This window comes from Roseateles saccharophilus (genome assembly GCF_031458095.1).
GTDB lineage: Bacteria > Pseudomonadota > Gammaproteobacteria > Burkholderiales > Burkholderiaceae_C > Pelomonas > Pelomonas saccharophila_A.
Map to the genome: position 1 here is coordinate 559,670 of NZ_JAVDXU010000003.1, position 24,455 is coordinate 584,124.

Genomic DNA, 24,455 nt, shown 5'->3' on the forward strand with positions numbered 1-24,455 from the left:
GCTTGGGGCGGCCCGGCGCTGCGCTCATCATTCGTCTTCCGGAGATTTCAAAGGCAGGCGCAGCTCGGCCCGCAGGCCGTGGCCCGGCGTCGTCTTAACGTTCAGCGAGGCCCCGCTGCCGTAGAGCCAGCCCAGGCGCTCTCGCAAGCGACGCAGGCCGGTGCCGCCGGTCTCCAACGCGGCCGGCTCGGCGCCCATGCCGTCGTCCTCGACGACCACCAGCAACTCCTGAGCCTCGGCGCGCGACCCGATGCGAATCGTCGTCGCCTCAACGCGCGGTGCGGCGCCGTGCCGCACGGCGTTCTCCACCAGCGTCTGCAAGGCGAAGCTGGGCACCAACTCCTCCTGCGTGCCGGGCCCGAACTCGGCATCGATGCGCAGTCGCTCGCCAAAACGGATGGCCTCGATGTCCAGGTAGAGCTGCACGACCTTCCACTCCTCGCGCAGCGTGACCTGCTCGCGGGGGTTGTCGAAGCTGGCTCGCAGCAATGCCGCCAGCTGCTCGGCGGCCCGCGTGGCGCGCTCTGGGTCCAGAGGAATCAGCTGCACCACGGTGTGCAGCGCATTGAACAGGAAGTGGGGGTGCAACTGGGCCCGCAGCGCCGCCAGCTGGCTGCGCGCCTGCAAGGCCTCCAGCTCGGCATTGCGGGCGGCGGCGCGCTGGGCATAGGCGACGCCGGCGATCATCACGTAGAACCAGATCCCGGTGACGAGATAAGCCGACAGGCCCGGGCCGATGACGATGACGGCATGGCCGACCCGCAGGCTCTCGACGAGGCTGTTGGACCCCACCCAGGCCACTGCATAGAGCGCTGCGCCCACCGCATGCTTGGCGATGAAGGCGAGCCGCATCGGATGCGGCCAGGGCAGACGCGCGGTGGCTCGATGCACGACCAGGCCGAGCACGGCCGCGGTCGCCATCAGCCGCAGCGAGTAATGCAGGGCCTCGTGAATGCCGGCGCCATGCACCGTCATCATCAGCACCGCAAACAGCGCGGCCACCGGCAGCCAGCCGATCAGCCATTGCACCCAGATCCAGGCTCGCCCCATTGATATCTTTCAAATCAACCTGTCATCCCACGATCGCCGCGCAGCGGCACACGAACCCTGCGGGTCGAGCGCCGGGCCGCCCCTAGCCGGCCCGCCTGAGGCGATGCTTGCGGTTCAATGCCGCAAGCATCGCCGTCCCCTCGGGGGCTGAGGCCGGACATGGTGAGTCCTGAGGACTCGCCATGCCCGCCGAAGCGCTGCGGACTCCCGCCGCAGCGTGGTCCCGGCCAAGGTACTCCTTGGACGAGGGGCTCAGCGGAGCGCCTTCCGCGATATGCGCTTGGCGACGATGGTCAGCGTCCCCTCCTCCCAGCTCGCTCCATTGTCATAGGAACGGTCCTGGCGCATCTTGAAGCGCTCGGCCGAGATCTCCATGAAGCGGGTGCGCGTCAGCATGGGCTTGCCGTCGTTGGTCTGGCCGCTGCCTTCCAGGCGCATCTCGCCGTCCTGCCAGGCACCGCTGCTGCTGCCGAAGCGGGTGCGGTAGACATCCAGACCACTGATCAGCCAGCGCTTGGACTTGGCGTCGAAGATGCGCTGGGCATAGCTCAGCGACATCGGGTTGCCCGAGGCATCCAGGATGCGCAGTTCGTCGTCCAGGCCATAGCCGTCGAAGGCCTTCCAGGCCTTCCAGCTGCCCACCAGCTTGGGCGCGCCGTGAATCATGGCGGCCAGGCCGTTGACCTTGGGCGCAACCTCCAGCTCCCATTGGCCGACGAGGAAATCGAACTGCGCGGCCTCAGCCGGCACGGCAGTGGCACCCGTGGGCGCTGCGCCGCCATGCTGGGCGTGAGCGATGCCGGACAAGGCAAGGGCAAGGGACAGGACAAGGGCTTTCATGGCGTCTCCAGTTGAGAAGGAATGCCGTCAGCATCGCGATGCGCGCGGCCCCTGGCGAGGGGCGATTCGTCGAGTGGCAGAACCGTGCCGTCGAACGGCGCGCCAGCGGGCGGGGCGCTTCCTACATTGGCCGCCATGGACACCCACACCCCACTCATCCGCCTGCGCGGCGTCGGCAAGAGCTACCCCGCCGCGGGCGGCGATTTCCATGCGCTGACCGATCTCGACCTCGACATCCCTGCCGGCGAATTCGTCGCCGTCGTCGGCCCCTCGGGCAGCGGCAAGTCGACGCTGCTCAACCTGCTCGCCGGCATCGACCGCGCCGGCAGTGGCGAGCTGACCGTCGCCGGCCAGGACCTGCGCGCACTCCCCGAGCGTGCCCTGTCGCGCTGGCGCGGCCAGGCCGTCGGCGTGGTCTTCCAGTTCTTCCAGCTGCTGCCGACGCTGACAGCGCTGGAGAACGTCATGCTGCCGATGGACTTCTGCGACCGCTGGCCGGCCGCCGAGCGGCCCGAGCGTGCGCGAGCCCTGCTCGAACGCCTGGGCGTGGCCGACCAGGCCGACAAATTCCCGGTGGCCCTGTCGGGTGGCCAGCAGCAGCGGGTGGCGCTGGCGCGGGCTCTGGCGAACGCGCCGGCCCTGGTGCTCGCCGACGAGCCCACCGGCAACCTCGACTCGGCCAATGCCGAGGCGCTGCTGACGCTGCTGGCCGAGCTGGCGCGCGAACAGGGCGTCACCATCGTCATGGTCACGCATGAGGCCGCGGCCCTGGGCCAGGTGCAGCGCAGCCTGCGCCTGCGCGACGGCCGCCTCGTCGAGGACCGCCGCCATGCTTAGAGCGTTGAAGACCTGGCGTGACCTCTGGCAGCACCGCGCACGCAGCGTCCTGGTCGTGCTGGCCGTGGCCCTGGGCTTGATGGCCGCAGGCACCATCCTGAACGCCTGGGCCCTGGTCGAACGCGCCACCGACCTCGGCTACCGCACCAGCCTGCCGGTCTCGGCCACACTGGTGCTGGACCGGGCCGACGCGCACGCATTGACCATCGCCAAGGCCCAACCCGACATCGCTGCCGCGCGGCTGAGGCGCAGCGTGATGGCAGCCGTGCAGGCCAATGGCCGCTCGCGCAATGCCGTCGTCATGGCGCTCGACGACTTCCAGCGTGCCGACATCGGCCGGCTGCAGCTCGACACGTCACCTTTGGAAGACGGCCTGTGGATCGAGCGCTCCTCGCTGGACTTCTCCGGCGCCAGCGTCGGCGAGCCCGTCTCTCTCAAGCTGGCCGGCGGGCAGACCCAGTCGGTCGACCTCCGCGGCCTGGTGCGCGACGTCAGCCAGGCGCCGGGCTGGATGGAGAACCTCGTCTACCTCTACGGCAGCGAAGCCGCACTGACGCGCCTCGGCGCGCCGCCCGGCTTCAACGAGCTGCAGGTCCGCGTGCGCGACGAGCACCCGACGCGCGCCGAGGTCCGCCGCAGCGTCGACGCCTTGAAGGACAAGCTCAGCGCCGCCGGCTACACGGTCAGGAACGTTGACGTCCCCGAACCCGGCCAGCACATCCATGCCGCGCAGATGGACTCGCTGCTGATGACTCAAGGCGCCTTCGGCCTGCTGGCCCTGCTGGCCTGCGGCTTCCTCGTCGTCAATCTCGTCAGCGCCATGCTGGCCGGGCAGACCCGAGAGATCGCCGTCATGAAGGTGCTGGGCGGATCGCCGCGGCAGATCGGCGCGATGGTGCTGGCGCAGGCCGGTGCGCTGGGCCTGCTGGCATCGGCCATCGCCCTGCCCGCGGCGCTGTGGCTGGGTCGCCTCTACGGCGGGCTGAAGGCCGAGCTGCTGAACTTCCCTCTCGACGGCATCGCCACGCCGGTCTGGGCAGTCGCGCTGCAACTCGCCGTTGGCCTGGCCTTGCCGCTGGCCGCCGCCGCCCTGCCGGTGCGCGCTGCCCTGAGCCGACCCGTGGGCGAGGCCCTGCGCGACATCGGCATCACTCGCGAGGGCCAGGCCCTGAGCCTGCAGCGCGGCGCCTTCGCGGCGCGCCTCGTGCCGCTGCTGGGCGGCTGGGCGCGACCGCTGCTGCTGTCGGTGGGCAACGCCTTTCGGCGCCGCCAGCGCATGCTGCTGACCGTGCTGGCCCTGGCCATCGGTGGCGCGGTGTATCTCGGCGCGGCCAATCTGCGCAGCGCCGTGCGCGGCTCGGTGGACGATCTCTTCGTGGCGCAGCGCTACCAGGTGCAGATCCGGGTCGGCGCTCCCACGCCGGCGGCCAAGCTGGAAGCGCTGGCCGCCGATGTGCCCGGTGTCGCCGCAGCCGAGGCCTGGCGCGGCCTGCGTACCCAGCTCGGCAGCGAGCCTCTGACCCTGCTCGGTGTTTCCGGTCGCCTGCTGTCGCCGCGCCTGATTGAAGGCCGATGGTTCGGTGTTGATGGCGAACTCGTCGTCAGCCGCCTGCTGCAACGGCAGCAACCCGCCCTCACCGTCGGCAGCAAACATCGCATCGCCGACCACGACTGGACCATCGTCGGCCTCGTCGACGCGGGCCCTCAGGCCATGGCCTACACCTCGCGCGCCACGCTGGACGTGCTCGCCGGCAACGACCTCGCCACCAGCCTGGTGCTGAGGCTGGACCGCCCCGGCTCGCCCATCGCCCTGCTCGACGCCGTGCAACAGCTGCGCGAGGCTTTCAGCGAAGCCGGCATCGCCATCGCCGCGAGCCAGTCCCAGGCCGAGAACCGCCGCGTCGTCGAGGACCATCTGCTGATGGTGGTCGACTTCCTCGGCGCCATGGGCATCGTCATGATCGCCGTCGGCGCCATGGGCCTGGCTTCGACGATGGGCTTGGCCGTGCTGGAGCGCCGCCGCGAGATCGGCGTACTGCGGGCCATCGGCGCGCGCAACGGGGCCATCCTGGCCTTGATCCAGGTCGAGGGCCTGACCCTGGTGGCGCTGGCCTGGCTGGCATCCTTACCCCTGGCCCTGCCCCTCAGCGCCCTGCTCGAAGCCGCCTTCGGCCGCATCATGTTCAGCGTGCCGTGGCGGCTGGTGCCGAGCGTGGCGACTGCATTGGGCTGGCTGGGATTGATGGCCTTGATCTCGCTCATCGCCTGCGCCCTGCCCGCGCGTCGTGCGCTGCGGATTCCCGCCGCGCAAGCCCTGGCTTACAACTGAGAGTCACGGTAAGCCCCAATCGCCTTTTGCAACGGGGAACCAGACAATCTCCGCCTCCCGGCAGGTGGCGGTTGTCCTTGAGTCACACAACATTACAGAAGTCGTACACAACGCAAGGTTGGCGCCGCCGGGCCGCCCGCAAGATGCGCCGCATGCTGGCGTTGGCGGTGTTGCCCTGGAGTTGCGCGGCCATGGCGGCCGGCCCTGCTGCGATCACGCCTGCAACCGAAGGCACGGGTGAGCTCAATGTGCTGCACTGGTGGACGTCCGCCAGCGAACGCGCCGCAGCCAACCATGTCGCCGCGCGCATGGCCGAGAACGGCCTGAAGTGGGTGGACGGCGCCGTGGCCGGCGGCGGGGGCGGCCCGGCCATCAAGGTGCTCAACGAGCGCATCCTGCGCCGCATGGCGCCCAAGGTGGCCCAGCTCAACGGCGCGTCCATGAACGAGTGGGCCGACATGGGCCTGCTGCTGGAGCTCGACAGCGTGGCGGCCAAGCGCAACTGGTCCAAGGTCATGTTCCCCCAGGTCATGGCCCAGGTGACGGTGCGCGGCCATATCGTCGCGGCGCCGCTGGGCATCCAGCGCATCAACAACCTCTATCTGAACAAGGCGCTGTTCAAGCGCTTGGGGCTGGAGCTGCCCAACGACTGGGACGGCCTGGAACGCGCCGCCATCAAGCTGCGCGCCGCCGGCATCACGCCGGTGGCCTTCAGCGACGAACCCTGGCAGGTCGCCACCATCTTCGAGGCCATGCTGCTCAGCGAGGCCGGGCCGGCCCTCTACCGACGCATGCTGGAGCAACGCGACCTCAGCGCCTTCGACGACCCGGCGCTGGAGCGTGCGCTGAAGCGCCTGCGCAACTGGCGCAATCTCGCCCTGCCCGCCAGCGGTGTCGCGCCGGGCGAACGGCCCTGGACCGATGTCGTCGCCGACTTCGCCAACGAGCGCGCCGCCATGATGATCATGGGCGACTGGGCCCGCGGCGAGCTCGGCGCCATGGGGCTGGAAGGCGAGCGCGATTTCAGCTGCAAGGCCGTTCCCGGCACGGCGCAGGCCCATCTCTACAGCATCGACACCCTGGCCATGCTGGCCGGCAACGGCGGCAGCCAGGCCGACCAGGAAAAGATGGCCGAGCTGCTCGGCAGCGCCACGCTGCAGTTGGGCTACAACCGCATCAAGGGCTCCATCCCCGTGCGCCGCGACGTGCCGGTGGACGAGCTGGACCCCTGTGCGCAAGCGTCCTTCCACCTCTTCGCCAACCCCAACACGCCGCGCGTGCCCAGCCTCGTGCACCGCATGGCCTTTGGCGAGGTCGGCAAGAACGCCATCATCGAAACCGTCCACCGCTTTGCGCTGGACCCGAGCCAGACGCCCGCCGCCGCCCAGCGCAAGCTGCAGGGCCTGCTGCGCGCGCTCGCGCCGAAGACGAAAGCCTCTCCATGACGCCCCGCAAGATATTGATCGTCGACGACGATCAAAAAATCCGCAGCCTGCTCAAGACCTATCTCGAGAAGAACCAGTACGAGGTGCTGCTGGCCCACGACGGCGCCAGCTTCATGGCCGAGTTCGAACGCCACCGCGACGAGATCAGCCTGTGCATCCTCGACGTGATGCTGCCCGACACCGAAGGCTTCACGCTGTGCCAGTCGGTGCGCCGCCGCTCCGAGGTGCCGGTCATCATGCTGACGGCCAGCGCCGACGAGACCGACCGCATCGTCGGCCTGGAGCTGGGCGCCGACGACTACCTCGGCAAGCCCTTCAACCCGCGCGAGCTGCTGGCCCGTATCAAGGCCATCACGCGCCGCACCGGCCAGGAGAAGGCCAAGGAGCCGCGCTACTACGCCTTCAACGGCTTCACGCTGGACCTGCTGGAACGCAGCCTCATCGACCCGGATGGAACGGCCACGGCCCTGTCGGGCATGGACTTCCAGCTGCTCAAGCTGCTGGTCGAACATCCGGGCGAGGTGCTGGACCGAAGCCGCCTGGCCGAGGTCACGCGCGGTCGCGACCTCGGGCCGCTGGACCGGTCTCTCGACGTGCAGGTCAGCCGCCTGCGCCAGCGCCTGCAGGACGATGGCAAGCAGCCGGCGCTGATCAAGACGGTGCGCGGCTCGGGCTATGTGTTCGCGACGACCGTGACGCCGCGGCATGCTCTCTGAAGTGACCGAAGACGTGGGTCGGCCTGCGCGATTGCGCAGCTGGCCCCGACGTTTCGGCAGCTTCCTGTTTGACAGCCTGCAGGGCCGCTTCGTGCTGGCTATGCTGGGCGGCCTGGCCCTGGTGCAATTGGCCGTCAACCTGGTCTGGTACAGCCAGATCGAGCAACGCGTGCGGCGCCAGACCGAGCTGGCGGCCCACCACGTGGCCAGCGGCGCCATGGGTGCGGTGCGAGCCCTGCGCGAGCTGCCCGCCGCCTATCGGCCCCTGCTCATCGAGCAGCTGCGCACCATGGGCGGCACGCGCTTCCTGGTCTTCTTCAACAACGCCGCCGTCGCGGTGACGCCGCTGGCCGGCCAGCCCATGGCACGCATGCTGGAGCAGCAAGTCACGCAGGAACTCAGCGCGCAATTGCCCAAGGGCACGCCGGTGCGCGTGGTGCTGGCCTCGCCGATCGGCCTGGCCGTGTCGCCCGGCGGCGCGCTGCTGAGCGATCTGCCTGAAAGCTGGGTGGAGCCCTCGTTGATCGCCGCCGAGCGGCCCGCGCCCTTCCTTGTCATCCAGGCCGAGACCGAGCCGGGCCAGTGGCTCTACCTGAGCAGCACCCTGCCCGACCCCTATTTCCTGGAGCAGCTGGAGTTCTTCACCTGGCAGCGCCTGACGCCGCAACTGCTGGCCCTGGGCCTGGCCGTGCTGTTGACGCTGATCGCCGTGCGCACCATCACGCGGCCGCTGGCGGGCTTAAGCCAGGCGGCGGCCCGCGTGGGCCGGCGTGTGGCGCCCAAGCCGCTGCGCGTCAGCGGCACGCAGGAGGTACGCCAGGCCATCGAGGCCTTCAACGACATGCAGGAGCGCATCCGCCGCTATATCGGCGACCGCGAGCGGCTGTTCGCGTCCATCTCCCATGACTTGAGAACACCGATCACGCGGCTGCGGCTGCGCAGCGAGCTGCTCGATGACACCGCCGTCCAGGACGAATTCCATGAGGACCTGGACGAACTGGACATGATGGTGAAAACCGCTCTGCAGATCGTCAAGGACACCGACATCCACGAGAACCGCGCACCGCTGCGCATCGACCTCGTGCTGCAGAAGATGGTGCGAGACGCGCGCATGGGCGGGCACAAGGTCGAGCTGCAGAGCCAGGCGCTGACCGTCTTCGGCAAGCCCCTGGCCCTGAAGCGCGCCATCGGCAATCTGCTGGACAACGCGATGTACTACGGCGAGGCGCAGCAGCAGCCGGTGGAGATCAGCATCGCGCCCGACGAGGCGGGCATGGTGTTCGTGACCGTGCGCGACCATGGGCCCGGCGTGCCCGAGGCGGCATTGGCACGGCTGGGGCAGCCCTATACGCGCCTGGACCACGGCGCTGCCATGCGCAAGGAAGGCCTGGGCCTGGGCCTGTCCATCGTGCGCGAGATCGTCGCCGACCATGGCGGTTCGGTGCGCTTTCGCAATCACCCCGAAGGCGGCTTCGAAGTCAGCCTCTCCCTACCCGCGGCTTGAGCATGCACGCCCCGAAACACATCGCCATCGTTGGCGGCGGCACGGCGGGCTGGATGACGGCCAATCTGCTGCGTCATCGTTGGGCCAGGCTCGGTGTCGACGTCACGCTGATCGAGTCGGCCGACATCGGCACCATCGGCGTCGGCGAGGGCTCGACGCCCTTTCTGCGCCATTTCTTCCGCACCCTGGGTATCGCCGAGCGCGACTGGATGCCGGCCTGCGATGCGACCTACAAGGCCGGCATCCGCTTCCCGGGCTGGAGCGAGGTGGCGGGCTACGAGAGCTATGTTCACCCCTTCTTCAACGAGGCGGACCGCGAGCTGGGCAACCAGTTCTTCACCAACGCCTGCCTGCGCCGGCGTGGCCAGGCAGCGGACGCGAACCCTCAGGACTTCTTCCTCGCCGCCGAGCTGGCGCGGCAACGCCGCGCGCCGCACGGGCCGGGGATGGACTACGCCTATCACTTCGACGCCGGCCGACTCGGAGCCTTCTTGCGCACGCATGCAATCGGCCTGGGTGTGCGTCATGTCGTCGACACCGTGGCGCGCGTCGAACAGCACGAGAACGGCGACATCGCGGCCGTGCATCTGAAGACCGGCGCACGTGTCGCGGCCGACGTCTTTGTCGATTGCAGCGGCTTCAAGGGCCTGCTCATCACCGAGACCCTGGGCGAACCCTTTCATGCCTACCGCGACAACCTCTTCAACGACCGCGCCATCGCCATGCCGACGCCGCTGCTCGATGGCGAGGACATCCCGCCGGAGACCGTCTCCACGGCCCTGCGCCACGGCTGGGCCTGGCGCATTCCGTTGACGACGCGCTACGGCAATGGCTATGTCTACAGCGCCGACTTCGTCAGCGACGACGCGGCCGAGCGGGAGCTGCGTGAGCATCTGGGCCCTGCGGCCGAAGGCGTGGAGGCGCGCCGCCTGCGCATGCGCGTGGGCCGCGTCAAGCAGCATTGGCGCCAGAACTGCGTCGCCGTCGGCCTGTCGCAAGGTTTCATCGAGCCGCTGGAGGCCACGGCGCTGATGCTGATCCAGCTCAGCGTCGAACGGTTCATTGCCGACCTCGAGAGCGATGGCTTCGGCCGCGCGCGGCAGGCGGCCTACAACGAGCGCGTCAACGCGATGTTCGAGGGCGTGCGCGACTATGTCGTCGCCCACTACCAGCTCAACACGCGCCGCGACACCGACTACTGGCGGGCCAACCGCGCCAACCGCAAGATCTCCGACCGACTCGCCAGCCTGCTCGAGGTCTGGGACCGCGGCGGCGATTTCGAGGCCGAGTTGGAGCGCCACGGTGCCGGGCTGATGTATCTGCGCCCGTCCTGGTATTGCCTGTTGGCCGGCATGGGCCGCTTCCCGGCCGAACTGCGTGCTGCGCCTCAGGCCATCACGGCGTCCCAGGCCCGAGACCGGCTGAAGCAGCTGGCGCGGGCATTCGGCTCACACCGTGGTCATCTGACAGCTTGATTGACAAGCCGCGGGGCGCCGAGCCCGCCGCGCGCGGCCGCACAATTCGCCGCATGATGCCCCTACCCGTCCCCCATCAATGAACCGCCCCGCGTCGAGCAATCCGCTGCACGGGCTGAAGCCAGCCGAGGTGCAGCAGCTGCGCCGCGCCACGCAGGCGCTGGAGGCGGGCGACCGCATGTACGCGGAGCTGCTGCTGCTCGATCTGGCGCGCAGCGCGCCGGAGCACCCGGAGGTCTTGCAACTGCGCGCGGTCTGCCGCGCCGGCAACGACGACTGGGAAGGCGCAATCCAGGACCTCGCGCGCGCGCTCGCGCAGCGGCCCGAGGACTTCGACCTCCGCGCGCAGCTCGCGGCCGCGCAGGAGCACGCGCACGACCACGCTGCGGTGATCGCGACGCTGCGCGAAGGCGAGGCGCACGCGACGACATCGGCCGACTGGCTGGGGCTGTCTTTCGAGCACGACAACGCCGGCGAGCCGGCGGCGGCGTACGGCGCCGTGCAGCGCGCCGTCGCGCTCGACCCGGCGGCGCCGCTCGCCCGGCTGCAGCGCGCACGCTGCGCGACAGCCCTTGGCCATGGCGATGTCGCGGCCGCGGATTGCCGGTACCTGATCGCGCGCGGTGAGCTGGTCGCGCACGCGTGGTGGACGCTGGCCGACCTGAAACTCGTGCCGCTGACCACCGAAGAGCTGGCTCAGCTCGAGGCGCAGGCCGCCGCGCCGCCGGCGACGATGCCGGCGGAGGAACGGCTGCTCCTGCGCTTTGCCCTCGGCGCCGGGCTGGAGAGCGCGGGCCGGCACGCCGATGCGTTCCGGGTCCTGTGCGCGGCGAACGATGCGGCGCGCGCGGCGCGGCCGTGGGACGCCGCGGCGTTCGCGCGCCACGTCGACGCGATCCAGGCCGCGTTCGCCGCCGCGCCGCCCCCGCCGCAGGACGGGCCGGGGCGCGAGGTCATCTTCCTCGTCGGACTGCCGCGGTCGGGGACGACGTTGGTCGAGCAGATCCTCGCGAGCCACTCGCAGGTCGAAGGCGCGAGCGAGCTGCCCTACCTGCCGCAGCTGCTCGACGCCGAATCTCGGCGGCGCGGCAAGCCGTTCCCGAACTGGGTCGCCGATGCCAGCGACGCTGACTGGCGGCGGCTCGGCGACGCCTATTTGCGGGCGAGCGCGCGCTGGCGTGCGGCCAAGCCGATCGCCACCGACAAGCTGCCCGAGAACTGGCTCTATGCCGGCGCCGTGCTGCGTATGCTGCCCGGTGCTCGCATCGTCGACTGCCGCCGCGACCCGGTGGAGACCGCGTGGTCCTGCTACAAGCAGCTCTTCGGGCCGGGCATGGTGCACTTCACGTACAGCTTCGACGGGCTCGCGGCGTACTGGCGCGCCTACGACGTGCTCGCCCGCTTCTGGGCCGAGCGCCACCCGGGCCGCTTCATCGTGCAGCGATACGAGGACCTCGTCGCCGACCCGCAAGCAGGCATCCACGCGCTGCTCGCCGCCTGCGGCCTCGACTTCGAGCCGGCCTGCCTGCGCTTTCACGAGACGCCGCGTGCGATCCGCACGCCGAGCTCGCTGCAGGTGCGCCAGCCGATGCGCGCCGCGTCGACACCGGCGCAGCGCTACGGCCCGCTGCTCGACCCGCTGCGCGATCGTTTCGCCGCGACGGGGGGGTGATAGTCCCGGCCGCCGCCGACGACGTCTCAGCGCCCTCGCGCGTGGCATGGCACCATCCAGGCCTGCCCATGTTCATGGGCCGTTCAACTGTGGTGGAGTGAGATTGGGACAGAAGCTGATTGGATTCGTGCTGGCCGTGGCGGCTGCACTGCAGGGTGCCCGAGCGGACACCGAGCTTGCGTACCCGCCGCTGCTGAAGCCGGCGGTGCAGGAGGCCAAGGCGGCTCGCCTGGCTGCGGACCTACTGTCGCGCTACCACTACAAGGCCGTCCCGCTCGACGACGCCTTGTCGGGCAAGGTGTTCGACCAGTATCTGAAGTCGCTCGATCCGGAGAAGCTGTACTTCCTGCAGTCCGACATCGACCGCCTGGCTGTCGACCGCAACCGGCTCGACGATGCCATCCTGACCGAGGACTTGCGCGCGCCGTTCGCGATCTTCAACCTGTACGAGCGCCGGGCGGTCGAGCGGATGGCTTTTGCCCGCAGCCTGCTGGCCAAGGGCTTCGACTTCGAGCGCAACGAGACGCTGATGATCGACCGCAAGGACCAACCCTGGCCCGCGACCGAAGCCGACTCGCTCGAGCTCTGGCGCAAGCGCGTCAAGAATGACTGGTTGCGGCTCAAGCTGGCCGGCCAGGACGACGCGGCCATCAGGAAAGTGCTCGACAAGCGCTATGACAACGCCGCCAGGCGCCTGGGCAAGATCTCCAGCGCCGACGCCTTTCAGGCCTTCATGAACGCCTACACGACGGCGATCGAGCCCCATACCAACTACCTGGGGCCACGCGCCGCGGAGAACTTCGACATCGCGATGCGCCTGTCCCTGGTGGGCATAGGCGCCGTTCTGACCGAGATCGACGGCTACATCACCATCCGGGAACTGGTGGCCGGCGGGCCTGCGAGCGTGTCGGGGCAGCTGAAGGTGGGCGACCGTATCGTGGGCGTCGGGCAAGGCGCGGCGGGCCCGATGGAGGATGTCGTCGGCTGGCGCCTGGACGACACGGTGGCATTGATTCGCGGCACGATGGCCTCGACGGTGCGGCTGGACGTCCTGCCTGCCGACGGCGGGCCCGATGCATCCATCAAGACCGTGGTCCTGGTCCGCAACACCATCACGGTGCAGGACAGCGCGGCCAAGGCCAAGGTCTATTCGGTGACGACCGGTGAGGGCAAACGTCTCGTCGGCGTGATCACCTTGCCTTCCTTCTACGAGGACGTCGCCGCCATGCAAAAGGGCGACAAGGATTACCGCAGCGCGGCACGCGACGTGGCCAGGCTGCTGCTGGACCTGAAAGCCCAGAAGGTGGAGGCCGTGTTGATGGACCTGCGCAACAACGGCGGAGGCTCGCTGCGCGAAGCGGTGGAGCTGACGGGCCTGTTCCTTGGCAAGGTGCCGGTGGTCCAGACGCGCGATGCCAAGGGCGACATCACGGTGGCGAAGAACGTCGATACCGGCTTGGCGTGGAGTGGACCGCTAGGGGTGTTGATCAACCGGGGTTCGGCTTCGGCGTCCGAAATCTTCGCAGCGGCGGTTCAAGACTACGGTCGCGGCCTGGTCATCGGCGAGCCCAGCTTCGGCAAGGGCACGGTCCAGACCGTCGCCAGCCTCGACCGGATCGCCAGGAATGCCACACCGGTGTTTGGCGACCTGAAGATGACCGTCGCGCAGTTCTTCCGGGTGAACGGCGGCACGACGCAACTGCGGGGCGTGACGCCGGACATCCGCTACCCGGCCAGCGGCGACGAGGCCCAGTTCGGTGAGTCGAGCTACGGCAACGCCCTGCCGTGGACGCGCATCAAGGCCGCCGACTACGCGAGCGTGGGCGACATCAGCACACAGCTGCCGCGCCTGCTCGCGTGGCACGAGAGCCGCGTCCGGCGCGACCGTGACTATCAGGGCCTGCTGGAGGACGTTGCCAAGGCACAGGACCTGCGCAAGAACAATGTCATTTCCCTCAATGAAGGGGTGCGGCGCAAGGAGCGCGCCGCGCAAGAGAAGCGCCTGGCCGCCATGCTGGGCGGTGCTGAAACGGGCACGACCCCAGGCACGGAAAGCGCGTTGGCCGACGACGGCCTGCAGTTCAACGAACGCAAGCTCGACAAGGATCTCGCCGCGAGAAAGACCCGGGACGCCGTCAACGACGTCCTCCTGAACGAGGCCGTCAACATCCTGTCCGACAGCGTGGCGTTGAGGGAAGGCAAGTCTCAGATGTCTGCCAGCGCTTCAGCCACCCGTCCGGTGGTGGTCAAGGCCCTGCTGGGCAAAGGTTCATCGGACCAATAGGCTGGGTCCGACAAGCTTCACCAACGCCTCAGACGGCTTCCGAACAGCGCGTAGAACAGGATCAGTGCATACCAGGGCAGCATGACCCAATAGCCGCTTTGCGGCGTCCACACGTCGGCGAAGTGGCCATAGAGCATGGGGATCAGCGCGCCGCCGGCAATGCCCATGATGAGCAGGGCCGAGCCGGCCGCCGTGTACTTGCCCAGGCCTTCCAGCGCCAGCGGCCAGATGGACGGCCAGACCAGGGCGTTGGACAGGCCCAGAAGGGCCAGGAAGAACACCGTGTTGGGCACGGCAGGCACGCCGACCCAGCCGAGCAAGGCCTGCGAAATGCCGGACTCCGTGGACGAGGACAGTGCCACGCCGAGCACGAAGGCGATGCCGCTGACCGCCGAGAAGACCAGGGCCGCGCGCTGCGACATCCAGCGCGGGATCAGGGCCACGCCGAGCAGATAGCCCAGCACCATGAAGCCCATGGTGTACGACGTGAGCACGCCATAGTGGGCCACGCCGAGCTGGCGGCCATACAGGCCGATGGTGTCGCCGGCGATGACCTCGACGCCGACATAGCCGAACAAGGCGATGGCGCCCAGCACCACCTGGGGATGCTGGAACACGCCCCAGCGCTTGACCTCGCCGGACGGTGCATCGGCCGCTTCCAGTTCGGGCTCGCGCAGCGACGAGAAGTGGATCAAGGCCATGAAGGCAACCAGGCCGGCGGCCATCACCGCATAGGGGAAGACCAGACGCTGCGACAACTCATTGCGCAGCGCTTCGCGGCCGGCCGCATCCAGGGCGGCAAGCGCCGACTCCGAAAAACGCTCCATGCCCGACAGGATCAGGGCCGTGAACACCAGGGGCACGACGATGCCGGCGCCCTTGTTGAACAGGCCCATGATGGAGATGCGCATGGCCGCGCTTTCGCGCGGGCCGATGCAGACGATGTAGGGGTTGATGGCCGTCTGCATCAAGGTCATGCCGCTGGCCAGCGTGAAGAGGGCCAGCAGGAAGACCGGGTACAGGCCCGACTTCGCCGCCGGGATGAAGCACAGCGCGCCCAGCGCCATGACGCCCAAGCCGGCCGTCATGCCGTTCTTGTAGCCGATGCGCGCCAGCATGGCCGCTGAAGGCAGGGCCATCACCGTATAGGCGATGTAGAAGGCAAAGGCCACCCACAACGCCTGGAAGTTGTTCAGCTCGCAGACGATCTTCAGGAAGGGGATCAGCGAGCCGTTCAGCCAGGTGACGAAGCCGAGGATGAAGAACATCAGCCCGATGAAGAGCATGGGCAGCAGCACGCCCTGGCCTGCCGTGGGTGTGAGGGTTTTGGTGTGCATGTGAGAAGGCGTCAGGCAAGGGCTGGCAGCGGTGTGTGTACACCGCCGCCACGAACCACAATAGAGGTCGAACCTTAGAACTTGGCTCGGATGCCCAGGCTGTAGCGAGCGCCGTTCTCGTACACGCCCACCGGGATGCCGTCGACCGTGTTGGACTTGATGACCTCGTTGTTGAGGTTCACCGCGCTGGCGTAGACGGCGATCTTCTTCGTCACGTCCCAGCTGGCCGAGGCGTCCCACTGGCCATAGGCGCTGTTGACGACCTGGCCACCCATCTCCACGTTGCCATAGCTCTTGGAACGGTAGTTGTAGGACAGGCGCAGGCTGATGGGGCCTTGCTCGTAGTAGCCGCTGAAGTTGAACTGATCACGCGAGTTGCCCAGCACCTTCAGGCGCGGCTGGCCGGCCACGGCGCCAGCCTTGGCGTCGGTGAAGGTGTAGTTCACGACGGTGCCGAAGCCGCTGTTGCCGAAGGGCTGCTGCCACTGCAGTTCGAAGCCCTTGATGTCGGCGCCGTTGTCGGCGTTGTAGGGGCGCTCCACCGTCAGCGTCTCGCTGCCCACCTGCTCGGACTTGGAGGCCTTGTAGGTGAAGGTGTCGAGCTTCTTGATGAAGAAGGTGCCCGAGATCAACGCCGCGTCGGCGTAGTACCACTCGGCACCGATCTCGGCCTGGTTGGCATGCACCGGCTTCAACATCGGATTGCCCGCATAGCCCTTGGACAGCACGGTGCCGTCGCGGCGCAGGCCGGGGCTGAGCAGGTCGAAGGTCTGGCGGGCCATGGCGCGCGACACCGAGCCGCGCAGGACAAGCTGCTTGCTGAGGTCGTAGACGACGTTCAGGCTGGGCAGGGCATCGGTGTAGTTGTTGCCGACGCTGGTGGGCGAGAAGCCGCCACTCGCATTGCCGAGGTAGCCATCGGAAGTCTGCTGGGTGCGCACGAAGCGCAGGCCGAAGTCGCCGCGCAGCTGGCCCACGGCGTAGTCGGCCTTGGCATACAGCGCCGTGATCTTCTCGTGGATCTTGTAGTTCTCGTTGAGCACGTCCTTGTACGTCATGGCCTTGTCGTACATCGGGATGGCCTTGCTGGCGACGAGGCCGTCGTCGAACCAGGCGTACTGCGTCAGCGCGTCCGCGGTGGCGGCCTGCTGGCTCAGCAGCGGCGACGGACCGGTGGACAGGTCGGCCAGGCTGAAGGACTGCCAGCCGTTGGAGCCCGGACCGGCCGTGCCTTGGGTGCGGAAGTTCTGCAGCGTGTTGTCGCGCAGCTTGACGCCCAGCTTCACCGACTTGATGGCACCGCCGTCGAGGTCGAAGCTCACGTCACCCTGGGCGTAGTTCTCCTTGGCCTCCATGCGGCGGATGCGGTCGTCGCCGGCCTTCAGCGTCAGGGCCTTGGGGTCCAGCGGGCTGATGTCGAGGTATTTCACGCCGTAGTGGTCCGGGCCCAGCGAGATGGTCGTGCGCGTATCGCCCTCCATCCAGAAGTGGCGGTCATGCGAGCTGCCGCCCGAGCTGTTGGTCGTGCCCACCTGGCCGTGCAGCGTCCAGCTGCCGCCCTGGTAGTTGCCGTCGAGATCCGCCACGCGGGACTTGATATAGCTCTCGCGGTAGATGGGTTCGAAGGACACACCCGTCTTCGGGCCGACCGTGCCGCCGACCAGGGCCTTGCCGCCGTCGCTGACGGTGATGAACTTCGGGTCGACGACGCTGATGACGCCGCCCACCGCCAGGCCGCCGGCCTGCCAGAGGTAGTTCTGGTTGTTGTTGTTCATCTTCATGTCCGAATCCATCAGGTTCAGGACGATGTCGGTGGCCGGGTTGGGCTGGAACTGCAGCGCCAGGTTGGTGGTCGTGCGCTCGCGCTCCTGGCGGAAGATGGCCGAGCCGCCACCCCAGGAGGCATAGGCGTTGGTGACGGCGCCGTTCTGGTCCTTGACGTCGTACTTGCCGTCGGAGAACTGCTCCAGGCCGTCGCGGCGCATATGGCGCTTCTGGCTGCTGATGGCCAGCAGCACGCCGAAGGTCTTGTCGTCGCTCTTCCAGTTCAGCAGGCCCGAGACCTGCGGGTCGGTCTTGCCGGGCAGCTTGCTGTACATGGCCTCGGCGGAGGCCTGCAGCGTCAGCTGATCCTTGAAGGCCAGGGGCTTGCGGGTCTTGACGATGACGAGGCCGCCGATGCTGCCTTCGTCCAGGTCGGCCGACGGGCTCTTGAACACGTCCAGGCTGCCGACGATCTCGGAGGGCAGCACGTCGTAGTTGAAGCTGCGGGTCTGCGGCTCGTTGAGCCACCATTCCGACGACGCCACGGCCTGGCCGTTGAGCTGCGTCATGTTGAGGTTCTTGTCGGTGCCGCGCACGAAGATGGCCTTGCCTTCGCCCCAGATGCGGTCCACCGAGATGCCGGGCACGCGCTGCAGGGAGTCGGCCACGTTCTTGTCGGGGAACTTGCCCACGTCCTCGGCGCTGATGGAGTCGACGATGTTCTGCGACTCGCGCTTCTCGGCCAGGTTCTTCTTCAGCGTCGCCCGCACGCCGCGGATCTCGACGGTTTCGAGCTGGTTCGTGTCCTGTGCGAAGGCCGGCGCGAGTGCGGCGCCCCCCAGCGCGAGGCCGATGAGTTGGGGCAAGAGGTTCTGCTTGAGGTGAGGCTTGGCCACGTAGGTGCTCCTGGGCAACGAGTTCTGTTGGACAACAAGGGGCCTCGCCCGTCGGCGGGCGTGCCGGCGGGTGGGGCGGGTCTCAGAAGGCCAGGGCTGCGTTGTCTCTTGTCGTCAGACCTTGGCCAGTGCCGGCAATCTAGCGGCGGCACTGGCGCCCGGAGCAGGTCGTTGCGCTTTGTTGGACTTCATTGCGCCGACGTTACGTTGGCGCAAGACAGAGTCAGCTCGCAGGGGTGATGACGCCGTCGCAAGCCCCGAATCCGATGCGCCGGAATCCGGGTTTCTCCGCAAAGGCGCGCAGGCCGAGCTGGTCGCCGTCGAGGACGAAGGTTCTCGTTTCGCCGTTGGGCAAGGTGATGGGCTGCTTGCCGCCACCGGTCAGTTCCAGCAGCGAGCCGGCCTCTTCCGGTGCCGGGCCGCTGATGGTGCCCGTGCCGAGCAGATCGCCGGGCTGCAGATTGCAGCCATTGCTGGCGTGGTGGGTCAGCATCTGGGCCAGCGACCAGTAGGCGTGGCGCAGGTTGGAGCGCGATAGGCGTGTCGGCTCGCTCATCGCCGGCGTCTTGAACCAGACCTCCAGGTCGATGTCATAGCTGGCGTTGGCGCGGTGGGCCGGCGAGTCCAGATAAGGCAGCGGCTGAGGGTCGCCTTCGGGCCGCGTGAACGGAATGCGGAAGGGCTCCAGCGCTTCCATCGTCACGATCCACGGCGAGATGGTGGTGCCGAAGTTCTTGGCCAGGAAGGGGCCGAGGGGCTGGTACTCCCAGGGCTGGATGTCGCGGGCCGACCAGTCGTTGAGCAGCGTCAGGCCGAAGGCGTGCTCGTCGGCCTCGTCTAGACGGAAGGGCTCGCCCAAGGCGTTGCCAGGGCCGACGAAGAGACCCAGCTCCAGTTCGCAGTCGACCCGCGCGCTCGCCTTGAAGACCGGCACTTCGGCGTCCGGCGGCTTGACCTGGCCCTTGGGGCGGCGCAGCGGCGTGCCGCTGACGACGATGGAAGAGCTGCGGCCGTGATAGCCGATGGGCACCCATTGGTAGTTGGGCAGCAGCGGGTTGTCCGGGCGGAACAGCTTGCCGATGGCGCGGGCGTGGTGGATGCCGGTGTAGAAGTCGGTGTAGTCGCCGATGCGGCAGGGCAGCGTGTATTCGGCCTGGGCCTGCGGCACCAGCTCGACCTCGGGCGCGCCGGCCTTCAGCGTGTCGAAGAGGCGATGGCGCAAGGCCAGGCGCTCGGAGCTCGGGCGGCCCATCAGCGCGTTCAGGTCGGTGATGCCCCAGCCGGTCAGGTCCAGGATCTGGTCGCCGATGCCGACGCCGACGCGCCAGGGTTCGAGCGTGCCGGCACGGCGGAAGGAGCAGAAGGGCAGGTTCTGCAGCGGGAAGTCGGTTTCGGGCGAGTTGGCCGAGGCGACCCAGGAAAGGGCGGTGGCGTCGTGGGTGTGGTCGATCATGGGTTGAACTCTTCTTTCAGGCCTTGCCAGCAGTTGGCGTAGGTCGTCTCCAGCGGCGCGTCCTTCAACGCCCACGCCGTGGGCTTGAGCGGCCAGCGCGTCTCGAACATGAAGGCCAGTGTGGCGTCCAGCTTGTGCGGCTTCAAGTCGGCGTTGCTGGCCTTGTCGAAGGCCTCGGTGTCAGGGCCATGGGGCACATAGCTGTTGTGCAGGCTGGCGCCGCCGGGCTTGAAGCCCTCGGGCTTGGCGTCGTACTGGCCCAGCACCAGGCCCATGAATTCGCTCATCACGTTGCGGTGGTACCAGGGCGGGCGGAAAGTGTCCTCGGCCACCATCCAGCGCGGCGGGAAGATGACGAAGTCGACATTGGCCCAGCCGGGCGTGTCGCTGGGGCTGGTCAGCACCGTGAAGATGCTGGGGTCAGGGTGGTCGAAGCTGACGGTGTTGATCGTCATGAAGCGCGACGTGTCCCAGCGGTAGGGCACCAGGTTGCCGTGCCAGGCGACGACGTTGAAAGGGCTGTGTGCCTGCTTGGCGCGCCACAGCTTGCCGCCATAGCGCTTGACGATCTCGTACTCGCCGTCTTCCACCTCATGCCAGGCCACGGGCGCCTCGAAATCGCGCGGATTGGCCAGGCCGTTGCTGCCGATGGGGCCGAGCTCGGGCAGGCGGAAGGCCGCGCCATGGTTCTCGCAGACATAGCCGCGCGCCGGCACGTCCAGCGGGTCGATCTTGAAGGCCATGCCGCGCGGCAGCAGGGCAACGAAGCCGGGCGCCACCACCAGGCGGCCGAGCTCCGTCGTCACGAGCAGGCGACCTTGTTGCGGCACCAGCAGCATCTCGGCGTCGGCGTTCACGAGGGCGCGGCGACCCATGGCGCGCGTCGCGACGTAGGCGAGTGCGGCCATGCCACCGACGCCCGCCTCTCCATTGACCGCGTAGCTGCGCAGACCGTCGACGAAGTCGCCGTCGTCGTGCAGGGGCGTCGCCCCCCAGCGCAGCGGGTCGGGCGAAGCGCATTCGCCTTGCGCCGCACCGCTCTTCCAATGCGCGTGCGGCAACGCCTCGTAGCCGCCGACGACGACCGACGGCCGGCGACGGTACAACCAGGTGCGATGGTTGTCGGCCCGAGGCGCGGTGAACGCGCTGCCGGACAGCAGCTCGGCATAGAGGCCGTGCGGCGCCTTCTGCGGGCTGTTGCGGCCAATGGGGAGCGCGCCGGGGTGGGCTTCGCTGCTGTGCTGGTTGCCGAAGCCGGTGAGGTATCTGATGGAGGTCAGCTCAGTCATGGTGTTCGTGGGCGAGGGCGAAGGCCTGTCTCAGCACCTCACGATCGCCAATGTGGTTGCACAGGATCAGGGTCAGGCGCGCCAGCCAGTCGGCCGCCTGCTCGTCGCTCAGGCCGGCCTGGGCGGCGATGAGTTCGGCGTAGAAAGCGTCAGCCTCACGCCCGAAATTTGGGGTCAGGTTCAATTTGTTCATTGCGTCCTCCCGAGAGCGCGGGCCAGCGCCGAGCCCACCGCGTCGGCATCGAAGCGATGCCAGCGCGCGGCGACGACAGCATCGGGACGGATCAGGACGACGCTGCCTGGACGGGCGCCATAGCGCGTGGCCGCGATGCCCTCGCCCGCCAGCGTGATGACGTGCAGGCCGGGCGGCTCCACCGACCAGCCGAAAGCCAGCAGCACAAAGCCGGCGCCGAACTGCTCGCTGAGCCAGCCGCCGCCATCCAGCGGCGCATCCGGCGCCGGGCAGCCGGGCGCCGGGCCGCCCGTCCAGGCCTCGGCGTCCAAGGTGCTGAGCGGCGAGTCGACATGCTCGGTCGGCGTGGACAGCCGCCCGCTGTTGACCAGGGGCTTGGCGAAATCGGTGCACGCGGCGAGGTCCAGCGCCGCCTTGCGCAGCCGCAGGCTGAGCGCACTCTTGGGGCTGATGAAGTCGGTCGCCCGCGTCGAGTGGCCGATGTTGTCGTCCGCGGCCTCGAGGCGCTCGAATTCATAGGAGTCCAGCAGCACCTCGCCCCCCTCCCCCTTCAAGACAGCCGCCAGCTTCCAGCCCAGGTTGTCGGCATCCTGCACGCCACTGTTGGCGCCACGCGCGCCGAAGGGCGAGACCTGGTGGGCTGCGTCCCCGGCCAGCAGCACGCGCCCGACGCGAAAGCGCTCCGCACGCCGGCAGCAGAACTGGTAGATAGACGACCAGGCCAGTTCGAAGCCATCGGTACCCAGCATGGCGGCCACGCGCGACTTGATGCGCTCGGGGTCGCGTTCGGCCTCGATGTTGGCGTCACGGCCGAGCTGGAAATCGATGCGCCACAGGCCGTCGGCCTGGGCATGCAGCAGCACGGACTGGCCGCGGTGGAAGGGCGGATCGAACCAGAACCAGCGCTCCGGCTTCGCGGGATCGAGCCCACGCGGCCGCGCGCCCGGCGCCAGGCGCACGTCGGCGATCAGGAAACGGTCCTCAAAGACCTGGCCCTGAAAGCTCAAGGACAGCAGCGTGCGTGTGGGGCTGCGCGCGCCATCGCAGGCGACCACCCAATCCGCTCGCATGTCGAACAAGCCGTCCGGCGTGCGCACGTTCAGCGTGACGCCCCCTTCATCCTGCTCCAGGCCGATCAACTCATGCCTGCCGCGCAATTCGATGCGCGGATCGAGCTGCGCGGCGCGAACCAGCCGCGCCTCGACCTGGTCCTGCTGCAGGTTGACCATGGCCGGCATCTTGTGATGCGCCTCGGGCAGCAGGTCGAAGGCATAAGCCTCGCGCTCGCCGTGGAAGACACGGCCGCGCTGCCAGCGCACGCCTTCGCGCGCCACGGCCTCGCCGACGCCGAGGCGGTCGAAGACCTCCAGCGTCTTCTTGGCCCAGCAGACGGCGCGCGAGCCCTCGCCGATGCGGTCGCTGTCGTCGATGACGACGACGGGCACGTCACGCCTGGCCAGGTCCAGCGCCAACGTCAGCCCCACCGGGCCGGCACCGACGATGACGACGGGGCGGCGCTGCGGCTGGCCGGAGCGTTGCTCCAGCGTCTGGTGATAGGGGTAGCGCGGCAGGTCCACGGGGTCAGGCTCCCTCGAGCGCCTTCCACATCTCGACGTCGCGCTCGGCAGTCCAGATACGGGGGTGCGAAGTGCCGCCGGCCTCGTCATAGGCCCGCGTCACGTCGAAGGGCATGCAGTGGTCGAAGATGACCCAGTGGCCGTACTTGGGACGCAGCGCGGCCATGGTGCGCTGGTAGACGGCCTTGAGTTCCTCACCGGCCTTCACGCCGGATTGCACCGCGGCATACAGCTCGCTGACAAAGGCGCGCGTGCCGTCCAGCCCCGCGGCCACTTGTTCAGCGCCCTTCAATGCAGGACCACGGCCGGGCACGAGGGCCGCGGCGTTCAGCTTGGCGATGGCCGCCAGCGTCGCCGGCCAGTCCTCGAAATGGGCATCGCCGCAATAGGGTGTCGCATCGAACTCGACCAGATCGCCGCTGAACAGCACCTTCTCTTCAGGCAACCAGGCCACCGTGTCGCCCGCCGTGTGGCCGCGGCCGGGTGAGAACATCTCGACCTTGACGCCGCCCAGATCCAGCGTGAGGCGCCCCGAGAAGGTCAGCGTCGGCCAAGTCAGTCCCGGTGGCACCGACTCGACGTTGCGGAACAGACGCGGGAAGCGGCCGATCTCGCTGGCCTTGTCCTGCTCGCCGCGCTCCTTGATCAAGGCCAGCGTCGCTTCGCTGGCGATGACCTGCTCCAGGCCCTCGGCCTTGAAGGCCGACGCGCCCAGCACCCGCACCGCGTGATAGTGGCTGAGCAGCACGTACTTGATGGGCACGGCGCTCACCTCGCGGATGCGGCGGATCACATCGGCCGCCATGACCGGCGTGGCCTGGGTGTCGATCACCATGGCCGCGTCGCGGCCGATGACGATGCCGGTGTTGGGGTCGCCTTCGGCCGTGTAGGCCCAGGCGTGCTCGGACAGGCGCTCGAAGCTGACCTGCTTTTCTTCCAGGTCGGCTTGCGAGGCAAAGGCTTTGACAGTCATCGGCGGGTCTCCAGCGGCAGGCCTGAAATTTTGCCTATTCCAAATCAATTCAGCAATATAGAATTTTTGACATGAAGGAAGCGCGCGGCATCCAGAGCATCGAAGTTGGCGGCCAGTTGCTGCTGGCCCTGGCCCACCATGGCCGGCCGATGGCGCTGAAGGACCTCGCCCGCGAGGCCGGCATGACGCCGGCCAAGGCTCACCCCTATCTGGTGAGCTTCATCAAGCTGGGTCTGGTCGAGCAGGACGGCGGCAGCGGCCCCTATGGCCTCGGCCCACTGGCCCTGCAGCTCGGCCTCATCAGCCTGCAGCAGTACGACCCCGTGCGCCTGGCCACGCCCGTCATCGAGGAATTGGCCGTGCAGCTCGGCCACACGGTGGCCATCGCCGTCTGGGGCACGCATGGGCCCACCATCGTGCGCGTGGCCGAGGGGCCGACGCCGGTGCACATCAGCATGCGCCATGGCACGGTGATGAGCCTGGCCGGCACGGCCTCGGGCCGGCTGTTCGCGACCTGGCGCACCGAGGAGGCAAGGGCCTTGGGCGCGCCGCTGCCCGACGCCACCCTCCTGGCCGCAGTGCGCCAGGATGGGCTGGCGACCTCACGGGATGGCGTCGTGGCTGGCGTCAGCGCCGCCGCGGCGCCGGTCTTCGACGCTTCCGGGCGGCTGGTGATGGCACTGACGGCCATCGGTCCCAGCGCCAGCTTCGATACCACCCTGGACGGCAGCTTGATCGGAGCGCTGCGCGCAGCCGCCACCCTGCTGTCGCGCCGCATGGGCGGCTGAGCCCCCGGGCGCACCCGACAGCTTGGCGACAGC

The 24,455-nt window shown here is 68.6% G+C and carries 18 protein-coding genes; 9 read left to right on the forward strand and 9 right to left on the reverse strand.

What is annotated here, in order from left to right; all coding sequences use genetic code 11:
* Window positions 1-27: 27 nt before the first annotated feature.
* Both J2X20_RS21580 and J2X20_RS21585 read right to left on the reverse strand, forming a co-directional pair.
* The gene (locus tag J2X20_RS21580) at window positions 28-1,050 is read right to left on the reverse strand and encodes a sensor histidine kinase (protein WP_310269278.1); all 1,023 of its coding nucleotides are present in this window, start codon (window positions 1,048-1,050) and stop codon (window positions 28-30) included.
* A gap of 252 nt (window positions 1,051-1,302) precedes the next feature.
* Window positions 1,303-1,890, reverse strand: a complete 588-nt coding sequence (locus tag J2X20_RS21585; protein ID WP_310269281.1) for a hypothetical protein — start codon at window positions 1,888-1,890, stop codon at window positions 1,303-1,305.
* A gap of 135 nt (window positions 1,891-2,025) precedes the next feature.
* Between J2X20_RS21585 and J2X20_RS21590 the strand changes: the two genes are divergently transcribed.
* The 8 genes from J2X20_RS21590 (at window position 2,026) to J2X20_RS21625 (ending at window position 14,152) form a co-directional block, all read left to right on the forward strand.
* Window positions 2,026-2,727 (forward strand): ABC transporter ATP-binding protein, encoded by a 702-nt coding sequence (locus tag J2X20_RS21590; RefSeq protein ID WP_310269283.1) that lies wholly within the window; start codon window positions 2,026-2,028, stop codon window positions 2,725-2,727.
* Window positions 2,720-5,056 carry an ABC transporter permease gene (locus tag J2X20_RS21595; RefSeq protein ID WP_310269286.1) on the forward strand — a complete coding sequence of 779 codons (2,337 nt, stop codon included), beginning with the start codon at window positions 2,720-2,722 and terminating at the stop codon, window positions 5,054-5,056. Before J2X20_RS21590 ends, J2X20_RS21595 begins: the two co-directional genes overlap by 8 nt.
* 143 nt (window positions 5,057-5,199) lie before the next feature.
* Complete coding sequence (locus tag J2X20_RS21600) at window positions 5,200-6,501, forward strand: ABC transporter substrate-binding protein (RefSeq protein ID WP_310269289.1); 1,302 nt, start codon at window positions 5,200-5,202, stop codon at window positions 6,499-6,501.
* On the forward strand, window positions 6,498-7,217 hold the full coding sequence (locus tag J2X20_RS21605) for a response regulator (RefSeq protein ID WP_310269292.1): 720 nt from the start codon (window positions 6,498-6,500) through the stop codon (window positions 7,215-7,217). Before J2X20_RS21600 ends, J2X20_RS21605 begins: the two co-directional genes overlap by 4 nt.
* Complete coding sequence (locus tag J2X20_RS21610) at window positions 7,207-8,721, forward strand: ATP-binding protein (protein WP_310269295.1); 1,515 nt, start codon at window positions 7,207-7,209, stop codon at window positions 8,719-8,721. Before J2X20_RS21605 ends, J2X20_RS21610 begins: the two co-directional genes overlap by 11 nt.
* A 2-nt stretch (window positions 8,722-8,723) precedes the next feature.
* The gene (locus J2X20_RS21615) at window positions 8,724-10,196 is read left to right on the forward strand and encodes a tryptophan halogenase family protein (protein ID WP_310269298.1); all 1,473 of its coding nucleotides are present in this window, start codon (window positions 8,724-8,726) and stop codon (window positions 10,194-10,196) included.
* 79 nt (window positions 10,197-10,275) lie between these two features.
* On the forward strand, window positions 10,276-11,868 hold the full coding sequence (locus J2X20_RS21620) for a tetratricopeptide repeat-containing sulfotransferase family protein (protein WP_310269301.1): 1,593 nt from the start codon (window positions 10,276-10,278) through the stop codon (window positions 11,866-11,868).
* A gap of 97 nt (window positions 11,869-11,965) precedes the next feature.
* Entirely contained in the window at window positions 11,966-14,152 is a 2,187-nt protein-coding gene (locus tag J2X20_RS21625) for a carboxy terminal-processing peptidase (protein ID WP_409034183.1), read from the forward strand.
* A gap of 17 nt (window positions 14,153-14,169) precedes the next feature.
* Here J2X20_RS21625 and J2X20_RS21630 read toward each other — a convergent pair whose 3' ends face one another.
* The 7 genes from J2X20_RS21630 to J2X20_RS21660 all read right to left on the reverse strand — a co-directional run bounded on the left by J2X20_RS21630 (window position 14,170) and on the right by J2X20_RS21660 (window position 23,634).
* Entirely contained in the window at window positions 14,170-15,489 is a 1,320-nt protein-coding gene (locus tag J2X20_RS21630) for a sugar MFS transporter (protein ID WP_310269308.1), read from the reverse strand.
* A gap of 74 nt (window positions 15,490-15,563) precedes the next feature.
* Complete coding sequence (locus J2X20_RS21635; protein WP_310269310.1) at window positions 15,564-18,149, reverse strand: TonB-dependent receptor; 2,586 nt, start codon at window positions 18,147-18,149, stop codon at window positions 15,564-15,566.
* A gap of 223 nt (window positions 18,150-18,372) precedes the next feature.
* Window positions 18,373-19,602, reverse strand: coding sequence for a fumarylacetoacetase (fahA, locus tag J2X20_RS21640; RefSeq protein ID WP_310269312.1), 1,230 nt, complete (start codon window positions 19,600-19,602; stop codon window positions 18,373-18,375).
* Window positions 19,599-20,891, reverse strand: coding sequence for a homogentisate 1,2-dioxygenase (gene hmgA / locus J2X20_RS21645; RefSeq protein WP_310269315.1), 1,293 nt, complete (start codon window positions 20,889-20,891; stop codon window positions 19,599-19,601). The genes fahA and hmgA overlap by 4 nt, the downstream gene beginning before the upstream one ends.
* Window positions 20,884-21,084, reverse strand: coding sequence for a DUF2783 domain-containing protein (locus J2X20_RS21650; RefSeq protein WP_310269317.1), 201 nt, complete (start codon window positions 21,082-21,084; stop codon window positions 20,884-20,886). The genes hmgA and J2X20_RS21650 overlap by 8 nt, the downstream gene beginning before the upstream one ends.
* Window positions 21,081-22,661: an FAD-dependent oxidoreductase gene (locus tag J2X20_RS21655; protein WP_310269319.1), complete on the reverse strand. Its 1,581-nt coding sequence runs from the start codon at window positions 22,659-22,661 to the stop codon at window positions 21,081-21,083. The genes J2X20_RS21650 and J2X20_RS21655 overlap by 4 nt, the downstream gene beginning before the upstream one ends.
* Before the next feature lie 4 nt (window positions 22,662-22,665).
* Window positions 22,666-23,634, reverse strand: a complete 969-nt coding sequence (locus J2X20_RS21660; RefSeq protein ID WP_310269322.1) for an MBL fold metallo-hydrolase — start codon at window positions 23,632-23,634, stop codon at window positions 22,666-22,668.
* A gap of 71 nt (window positions 23,635-23,705) precedes the next feature.
* Here J2X20_RS21660 and J2X20_RS21665 point away from each other — a divergent pair, with 71 nt between their 5' ends.
* Window positions 23,706-24,422: an IclR family transcriptional regulator gene (locus J2X20_RS21665; protein WP_310269325.1), complete on the forward strand. Its 717-nt coding sequence runs from the start codon at window positions 23,706-23,708 to the stop codon at window positions 24,420-24,422.
* The last annotated feature ends 33 nt before the right edge of the window (window positions 24,423-24,455 follow it).